Source organism: Mesorhizobium sp. M1A.F.Ca.IN.020.06.1.1, assembly GCF_004023265.1.
Lineage (GTDB): Bacteria > Pseudomonadota > Alphaproteobacteria > Rhizobiales > Rhizobiaceae > Mesorhizobium.
In genome coordinates, this window is sequence record NZ_RZSR01000150.1 from 1 (window position 1) to 8,727 (window position 8,727).

General features: G+C 63.6%; 8 protein-coding genes. 1 reads left to right on the forward strand and 7 read right to left on the reverse strand.

Going from position 1 to position 8,727, the window contains the following annotated elements:
- Window positions 1-2,408, reverse strand: a 2,408-nt coding sequence (locus EOA60_RS09430; RefSeq protein WP_164899243.1) for an efflux RND transporter permease subunit, incomplete at its 3' end; no start/stop codon positions are given.
- Window positions 2,402-2,716 carry a hypothetical protein gene (locus EOA60_RS09435; RefSeq protein ID WP_245322299.1) on the reverse strand — a complete coding sequence of 105 codons (315 nt, stop codon included), beginning with the start codon at window positions 2,714-2,716 and terminating at the stop codon, window positions 2,402-2,404. The genes EOA60_RS09430 and EOA60_RS09435, both read right to left, overlap by 7 nt.
- A 173-nt stretch (window positions 2,717-2,889) precedes the next feature.
- Here EOA60_RS09435 and EOA60_RS09440 point away from each other — a divergent pair, with 173 nt between their 5' ends.
- On the forward strand, window positions 2,890-3,471 hold the full coding sequence (locus EOA60_RS09440) for a TetR/AcrR family transcriptional regulator (RefSeq protein WP_095823937.1): 582 nt from the start codon (window positions 2,890-2,892) through the stop codon (window positions 3,469-3,471).
- A gap of 389 nt (window positions 3,472-3,860) precedes the next feature.
- On the opposite strand, the gene EOA60_RS09450 is transcribed toward EOA60_RS09440, so the two are convergent.
- The 5 genes from EOA60_RS09450 to EOA60_RS09470 all read right to left on the reverse strand — a co-directional run.
- Window positions 3,861-4,883 carry a LacI family DNA-binding transcriptional regulator gene (locus EOA60_RS09450; RefSeq protein ID WP_095823853.1) on the reverse strand — a complete coding sequence of 341 codons (1,023 nt, stop codon included), beginning with the start codon at window positions 4,881-4,883 and terminating at the stop codon, window positions 3,861-3,863.
- Window positions 4,884-4,936: 53 nt separating this feature from the next.
- Window positions 4,937-5,731, reverse strand: coding sequence for an ATP-binding cassette domain-containing protein (locus tag EOA60_RS09455; RefSeq protein WP_095823936.1), 795 nt, complete (start codon window positions 5,729-5,731; stop codon window positions 4,937-4,939).
- A 5-nt stretch (window positions 5,732-5,736) separates the two neighbouring features.
- A complete protein-coding gene (locus EOA60_RS09460; protein WP_095823852.1) occupies window positions 5,737-6,723 on the reverse strand; it encodes an ABC transporter permease in 987 nt (328 codons plus the stop codon).
- Window positions 6,724-6,824: 101 nt separating this feature from the next.
- Complete coding sequence (locus tag EOA60_RS09465; RefSeq protein WP_095823851.1) at window positions 6,825-7,757, reverse strand: substrate-binding domain-containing protein; 933 nt, start codon at window positions 7,755-7,757, stop codon at window positions 6,825-6,827.
- A gap of 271 nt (window positions 7,758-8,028) precedes the next feature.
- A partial coding sequence (locus EOA60_RS09470) for a fumarylacetoacetate hydrolase family protein (RefSeq protein ID WP_206628113.1) occupies window positions 8,029-8,727 on the reverse strand: 699 nt, incomplete at its 5' end.

Below are 8,727 nucleotides of genomic sequence, written 5' to 3' on the forward strand. Positions count from 1 at the left end.
AGCTTGCCCAGTGTGCTCAGCGGCACCATCCCGCCGGACGCATTGCGCACGTAGAGGCGCGAGATGTCGTTCGCGTTTCCGCGCGCGTCCTTGTCGGCCTGGATCGTCACCCGGAACGTGCGGCCGAAAAGGTTGAAGTCGTTGACGTAGAGGGAGCCGAGATAGATCTGCAGCGTGTTGAACACGTCGGGCAGGTTGAGGCCGAGCAGCTTCGCCTTGCTGCGGTCGAGGTCGTAGTTGAACTGCGGCGTCGAGGTCGAGAAGGACGAGAACAGCTGCTGCGGATTGAGCTCCGGCTGCTTGCGTGCTTCCGCGATCAGCGCCTGCGTGACCTCGTTGAGCGCGGCGCTGCCGCGGCCCGAAAGGTCTTCCACCTGGAATTCGAAGCCGCCGGTCGTGCCGAGGCCCGGGATCGAGGGTGGATCGAATGAGAGCGCAAACGCCTCCGGTATCTGCAGCAACTTGTTGCGCACCTCGGCGACCAGCTTCGATGCGTTCTGGTCGGGCCCGCGTTCGTCCCACGGCTTCAGGATGGCGAACTCCACCGCCGAGTTCGATTGCGCGGCGCTGGTGAGGAAGTTCAGGCCGCTGATCGAGCCGACGATGTCGACGCCGGGCGTGTTCTGCAGGATGTCGCGCGCCTTCTGCGCCACCGCGTCGGTGCGCTCCAGCGAAGCGCCGTCCGGCAACTGGATGACGACGAAGAAATAACCCTGGTCCTCCACCGGAAGGAAGGTCGAGGGCAGCTTCTGCCAGACGAAATAGGTGGCGACCAAGCCCGCCGCGAACAGGCCGAGCATGGCCCAGCGCAGCCGGATCAGAATGCGCACGCCATGCGCGTAGGCATGCGACAGCCAGTCGAAGCCGGCATTGAACCAGCGGAACAGCACGAACTGCGTTTCGCCGCGATGGCGCAGGAACGCGGCGCTCAGCGCCGGGCTCAGCGTCAGCGAGTTGAAGGCGGAGATGCCGACCGAGATCGCAACGGTAAGCGCGAACTGGTTGTAGAGCCGTCCCGAAACGCCGGGGATGAAGGCGACCGGGATGAACACCGCCATCAGCACCGCGGTGGTGGCGATGATTGGGCCCGTCACTTCGGCCATCGCCGCGCGCGTCGCGGCGAGCGGCTTGAGGCCGGCCTCCAGCTGTCGCTCGACGTTCTCGACCACGACGATGGCGTCGTCGACGACAAGGCCGATCGCCAGCACCATGCCGAGCAGCGAGAGCATATTGAGCGAGAAGCCCAGCATGTACATCACCGCCAGCGTCGCGATCAACGACACCGGGATGGCGATGGTCGGGATGATGGTGGTGCGCCAGCTCTGCAGGAAGATAAAGACGACAGCCACCACCAGCACCAGCGCTTCGCCGAGCGTGATCAGCACGTCATGCATCGAGGCCGAGACGAAGCGCGTCGTATCGTAGTGCATGGCGTAGTGGACGCCCTTCGGGAAGCGCGCCGACAATTCCTGCATCTTGTCCTTGACCCGCTGCTGCAGGTCGAGCGCGTTGGAGCCGGGCATCTGGTAGACGGCGAGCACCACGGTCGGGTCCTTGCCGAAGAAGGCCGATGACGAATATTGCAGCGCGCCGAGCTCGATGCGGGCGACGTCGCGCAGACGCACGAGCGAGCCGTTCTGCGAGTTGGCGCGCACGACGATGTCGCCGAATTCCTTCGGGTCGCTCAAACGGCCGACCGCATTGACCTGCATCTCGAAGGCGGTGCCGGCCGGCGCCGGCGATTGGCCGATCTTGCCCGCCGCCACCTGCACGTTCTGCTCGGAAATGGCGTTCTGCACATCGACGGCGGTGATGCCGAGATTGGCCAGTTTGTCCGGATCGAGCCAGACGCGCATCGAATAGCGCCGTTCGCCGAAGATCTGCACGTCGCCGACGCCAGGCAGCCGCTTCAGCGGATCGACGACCTGGAGATAGGCGAGGTTGCTCAGCGCCACCGGATCGACCGAGCCGTCGGGCGAGGTGAGGTCGACGATCAGAACGAAGTTCGGGTTCTGCTTCTTGATCGTGACGCCGCCCTGGTTGACGATGGCCGGCAGGGAGGATGCGGCCTGCGAGACGCGGTTCTGGACGTCGACGGCCGCGGTGCTCAGCGGATAGCCGACGTCGAATGTGATGGTGATGGTCGAGGAGCCGTCATTCGAGCTCGTCGACGACATATAGGTCATGCCTTGCACGCCGTTGATCTGCTGCTCCAGCGGCGTGGTGACCGTATCGGCCACCACCTGCGCGCTGGCGCCTGGATAATGGGCGCTGACCACGACCTGCGGGGGCGTGATGTCAGGGAACTGCGAGACCGGCAGCAGGAAATAGGCGATCGCACCGGCGAGCACCATGATGATGGCGATCGCCGATGCGAAGATCGGGCGGTGGATGAAGAAGTTCACCATGACGCGGATGCCTCGCCGAACGGTTTTGCAAAATGGCGCAGGCGCCGGGCCCGGACGGAGCCGGAATCCTCCAAAAAGGATGGCAGGACATCGTCCGGCGCCTGTTCCGCGGCGCGCGAGCGCAGCATCCGTTCGAAGGCGTTGGGATCGACCCCATCAGCCTTCATCACCAGCCGGATCATCGGATCCCGGATGGCTTCGTCGATCGTCAGGTCTTTGCGCTTTTGCATAGGAGCGGCTCCTTGCTGCGGCCCGCATCGGATGATCACGGACCGCTTTTTTCTCGTTTTCACCGGCCGAAGCCGCATGACAGGCAGGTTTTCTGTCCTATCTCACTCTGGCAGGGCTATCGGTGGGCCTTGTCGTTTGACGGGGAGTGATATAGGTGTTACCAGTAAGTAACATCTGAAAGTTACAGACCGGTAACACCCTAGTCAAGAGGTGACCTCGGTTTTTTTGGAAACGACGAAAGGAGAGCATGATGACTGACGGCGTTGCGGAACGTTCCCGCCCCCGGGATCGCATCCTGGAAACGGCGCAGGACATGTTCCACAAGCACGGGATCAAGGGCGTCGGCGTCGACGCCATCACGGAGGCTGCCGGCACCAACAAGATGACGCTCTATCGTCACTTCGAATCCAAGGACGATCTGATCATCGAATGCCTGCGCGCCACGGCGGCGAAGGCTTCAAGGATATGGGACGAGTTCGAGGCCGAGCATCCCGGCGACAAGCTCGCGCAGTTGCATGCCTGGGTCCGCAAGGCTTCAGAGCTGCTCAGCGCCGACAGTCGCGGCTGCGACATGGCCAATGCCGCCGTCGAGCTCACCGAGACCAATCACCCGGCACGGCGCGTCATCAAGGAACTGAAGGAAGCCCAGCGCGAGAAGCTGGTTGCGCTCTGCCGCGATGCCGGCATCGGCCAGGCCGAGTTGCTCGCCGATACGCTGTCGCTGTTGCTCGAAGGCGCGCGCGTCTCGATGCAGAGCGTTGGCGCCGAGGGCCCGAGCGCGCAGTTCGTGCGCATGGCCGAGAGCCTGATCGCCTCGTTCCGGGCACGCTGAAGGCGGCTTCCCCTGATGCGGCCGCTTCGCGGCCAGGCTAGCGCCGGCGCTGACCCGTCTCCTCTCTCCCCAGGAGAGTTCGGATTGCTCGAATTGCAAGGCAATTCGACTCGGCAATATCCGGGTGAGGGGCGCTCCGCCTAAGTGCAGGCAAAGAAAAAGCCCGCTGCCGGGAGGAGGAGGCAGCGGGCTTCGATTTCGAATACGGCGCGGGAGGAGGAGCACCGCATTCAGCGCCGGTGTCTGGGAGGAGGAAGACATCCGACGCCGCAATAATTACGATTTGCCCAACCATTCGGCAACTACGAAACGTGCATAGCTGGTGTGCAGATTTGCCGGATCAATCGTCTGACAAATCAGTGAGGCGACGGCAATGACGCTATTCGCGCCTACTGCACCGGCACGTTTTCCTTCATGATCAGCCGGGGCTCGATGAATTTTTTGGTCAGGTACGGCGCCGACGAGGCGATCGAGCCGAGCAGGCGGATCACTGCTTGCTCGGCAATCAGCCGCGCGTTCTGGTCGATGACCACGTCGGCGAGATCGTCGACCAGATAGCGGCGTGTTTCCCTGGTCAGGTCATGGCAGATGAAGACGGGCTTTCTGCGCGGCTTGGCCTCGAGCAACGCCTTGGCCACGCCGGAGCGTCCGGCGCCGACGCAGTAGATGCCGAGCAGTTCCGGTTCGTTGTGCAAGGCCTTCATGGTCGCGCTGTAGCTAGCGTCGGGCTCGTCGTTGATCTCGACGGCGCTGGAGACGGTGAGATTGGGGAACTCTTCTGCGAGCACCGAGCGGAAACCCATCTCGCGCTCCTCGTGGCCGCGGTAGGAGCGCGAGCCAACGACCATCGCGAGGTGCCCCATCCGGCCGCCAAGGAAGCGGCCCATCAGCAGCGCCGCCGTGCGTCCGGCAACCCGGTTGTCGATGCCGACATACGCCGAGCGGGGGGCCGCGGGCACATCGGAAACCAGCGTGACCAGCCGAATGCCGGCCTCGACCAGCTCGCGCAAAATGTTGCGCGTGCGTGGATGGTCGACGGCGATGACGCCGACGCCGTTGGCCTTGAGCGAGAGGTTCTCGATCGCGCCTTGCAGCGCGCCCGGCGATATGCCGGCGAGGTTGTGGATGCGGCAGGAGGCGACCAGCGGCAGGCGCGCGGCATAGTCCTCGATATGATGGGCAAGGTCGGCCATGAAGGCGTTGCTGCCGATCGGCAGGAAGAATTCGAGATGCGCCGGCTTCGACGGCAGCACGACTTGATCGAGCGTCGGCAGATAGCCGAGCTGCTTTGCCGCCTCCAAGACGCGCTGCCGGTTGGCCGCGCTTGCGCCCGGCCTGTTGTTGAGCACTCGGTCGACCGTCGCGGTCGACAGGCCGCAGCTTCTGGCGATGTCGGCTACGGTCGCTTTCATGGGTCCGGTCATGGGAGGATCGAGCCCCAGTCAAAAATCAAGGTCAGGCCAAATCAGCCATGCGGCTGCGGGCCGTCGGAAATCGCATCGCGGATCTCCTTGTCCGTCATGCCGGTGATGACGCGTTCGACGTCCGCCACTGTGGTCTTCTTCGGATCGATATCATCGGCCACCACCTTGCCGCGGCGCATCACCACGATGCGGTCGACGACCTGGAACACATGGTGGATGTTGTGGGCTATGAAGATGCAGGAGTGGCCGGAATCGCGGGCGCCGCGCACGAAGCTCAACACCCCTTGCGTCTCGGCAACGCCGAGATTGTTGGTCGGCTCGTCGAGGATGATGAGGTCGCTGTCGAAATGCATGGCGCGCGCGATCGCCACTGCTTGCCGCTCGCCGCCCGACAGCGAGCCGATCGGCGTCGTCGGCGGGATGTTTTTGGAGATGCCGACCTGCTTGAGCAGGTCGCGTGCCACCGTGTTCATCGCCTCCTGGTCCATGCGATTGAGGAAACGCGGCGGTTTGATCGGCTCGCGCCCCAGGAACAGGTTGCGGGCGATCGACAGCTGCGTGACGAGCGCGGAGTCCTGATAGATCGTCTCGATGCCCTCAGCGATCGCGTCGCTGGTGCCGCGGAAATTCACCTTCTTGCCGCGCACGAAAATGTCGCCGCTGGTGAGCGGCACCGCGCCCGACAGCACCTTGATCAGCGTCGACTTGCCGGCGCCGTTGTCGCCGAGCAGGCCGACAATCTCCTTTTCGTTGACGTGGAAGTTGGCGTCCACCAGCGCCTGTACGCGCCCGTAGGACTTGCGGATGTTCGTCATGCGGATCAGAGGCTCGGCCATCGTCTTCAAGTCCCTGCCTGGTGCCGGCGTTCGAGCCATGAGTGCAGCGCCATCATCCCGAGGATGATCGCGCCAATGAAGATGTTGTAGGCAAGTCCCGGAACGCCGATCAGCACGATGCCGTTGCGCATGACGCGCAGGATCAGGATGCCGAGCACCGTGCCGATAATGGTGCCGCGGCCGCCGGTCAGCGCCGTGCCGCCGATGACCACCATGGCGATGACCTCGAGCTCGTAGCCGGTGCCGCTGTTCGGATTGGCAGCCGAAGTGCGCAGCGACGAGATCACACCGGCGAGCGAGGCCATCACCGCCGACAGGATGAACAGGCCGATCTTGACCCGGCTGACATTGACGCCGCGGGCGCGCGCCGCGTTGGGATTGCCGCCGGCCGCCTGGATCCAGTTGCCGGTGCGGCTTTGCGTCAGCACATAACCGAGCGCGATCGCGGCGCCGATGAACCAGAACAGCGAGGCATAGACGCGGAACGGGCCGATGTAGAAGTCGCCGACCAGGATGTCCGCAAGCCAGCTGCCTTCGGCGCTCCAGGTGCGCTGCGGAAAGCCATCGGTGACGAAAAGCGCGGTGCCGCGCACGACGAGCAGCATGCCGAGCGTGACCAGGAAGGACGGGATCTTGAGCTGCGTGACGAACCAGCCGTTGATAAGCCCGATCAAGGCCGCGACCACCAGCGCAACGGCTAAGCCCATCTCCAGCGAAGTGACCCCGCCATTGAACAGCGTCCACATCAGCACCGGCGAGAAGCCGAACAGCGAGCCGACCGAGAGGTCGAATTCGCCCGACGTCATCAGCAAGGTCATCGCCAGCGCGATCAGCCCAAGTTCGACGGTGAAGGCAAGAATGTTCGAGATGTTCTGCGGCGACAGGAAATCCGGGTTTATACCCCAGAAGATGACGAGTTCGACGATCAGCAGCACCAGCGGCCCGAATTCCGGCCGCGCGATGAAACTTTGGATGAAGGAACGGTTTTCCATTGGGCCCGCGATGTCAACGATTGGCGAGCCCGCTGCGATCAGTCAGGACTCGACGGTCCAGGCGATCGCGGCCCGAAAGCCGCGACCGTGGATGTCAGGAATTACTTGCCGGACAGGATCTTGTCATAGACGCCGGCGGTATCCTTTTCATAGAGCGCGCCGGTGATGACGTTGAAGCCCGGAGGAATGCCGGCAGACGCCATCGCCGCCATCGAAAGCGCGATGTAGCTGGTCGCCTGCGGGTCCTGCCACTGCGCGGCGTTGACATAGCCGTTCAGCACTTCCTGGGTGGTGTCGAGCGAGTTGCCCCAGCCGACAACGGGGATTTCGCCCGGCTTGACGCCGACCTGGTCGAAGACGCGCTTGACCGAGCCTGTGACCAGATCGCCGAGGCCGATGATCGCCTTCACCTTGCCCTTGTGGGCGGTGAGATAGTCCACCATGCGGGTGATCACTTCGGCCTGGTCGAGCGTCGCCTCGGTCACCTCATAGGTGATGCCGAGCGGCTCGAACACGCTCTTGATGCCTTCCTCTTCCTGCACGCCATAGGTGGCGCCGGGCACCTCGACCGGCATCCAAACGAAGTCGCCCTTCTTCACCAGGCCCTTATCGACCAGATACTGCGCCCAGTGCTTGCCGAAGGTGACGTTGTCGCCGCCGACATAGGCGTTGAAGTCGGCCTTCGGGTCGGGCGTGTTGAAGTTGATGATCGGAATGTTGGCCGCACGGGCCTCCTTGACGATCTCGACGAGGCTGCCCGGATCGGGGCTGGTGGTGACGATGCCGTCGGCCTTGGCCGAGATGGCGGCGCGAACAGCCTCCTGCTGCGAGGCAACGTCGCCATTGTGGAACGAGGTGTTCACCTTGTTGCCGGTGTCGGTCGCCCATTGCTTGGCCCCGGCGAGGAAGTAGGTCCAGACCGGATCGGCCGGGCCGCCATGCGAAATCCAGTAGAACGTCTTGGCCTCGGCCATCGCCGGAATGGCGATCGCCGCGATCAAGCCAAGCACGAACAGTCTCAGCCTCGAAAGCATCGATTTCCTCCCATGTTGAAACCACCTCCACATCAGGCGCGATACGATCCTCAAGGGTCGCATCTTCCTGCCCGCGCCGACCGGACGCCTCTAGAGCATTCCCTTTTTCGGCCGCTGGCAAGCCTCGATCGTCAATGGATGTTGGCACAGCTCCGCACGCCATCAGCAATCCCATCAGATTGCATCAGTTACCGTGATATTTTCCCGGGCAAACGCCGTTGCGCTCATCAGCCTCCAGTGATGAGCAAGCGTATGCCGTTGTGATCCGCTGCTAGATCAGACCGGCTCTGGCGAGGTCGCGCATGAGGTGGCTGGCGCCGTAGGTCCAGGGCGGGCAGTCGGGCGACAGGCGCACCCGGTTGATCAGCGCGCCCAACTTTTCCGACGAGATGGTGACGGTGTCGCCGACCTTGTGGGTGAAGCCCTTGCCCTTTTCGCCGCGATCCTTCGATGGCACGAACATGGTGCCGAGATAGAGCGCCAGCCCGTCCGGGTACTGGTGATGCGGTCCCATCGCGGCTCTGACCAGCTCTTCCGGCGAGCGGCTGATCTCGGCCATCGAGCTTGCGCCCTCCAGCGAAAAACCGTCCTCGCCCTCGACGCTTAGCCGCACCGTGGCGCGCTTCACGTCGGCGATGGAAAAGGTCTCGTCGAAGAGCCGGATGAAAGGTCCAAGCGAGGCGGAAGCATTGTTGTCCTTGGCCTTGCCGAGCAGCAGCGCCGAGCGTCCTTCGACATCGCGCAGATTGACATCGTTGCCGAGCGTGGCGCCGACGATGCGGCCCGAGCTGTCGGCGATCATCGCGATCTCCGGCTCCGGATTGTTCCAGGTGGAGACCGGATGCAGCCCGACATCGGCGCCGAAGCCGACGGAGGCCATCGGCTGGCATTTGGTGAAGATCTCGGCATCGGGGCCGATACCCACTTCCAGATATTGCGACCAGGCGCCGATGTCGGGCTGCATCCGGTC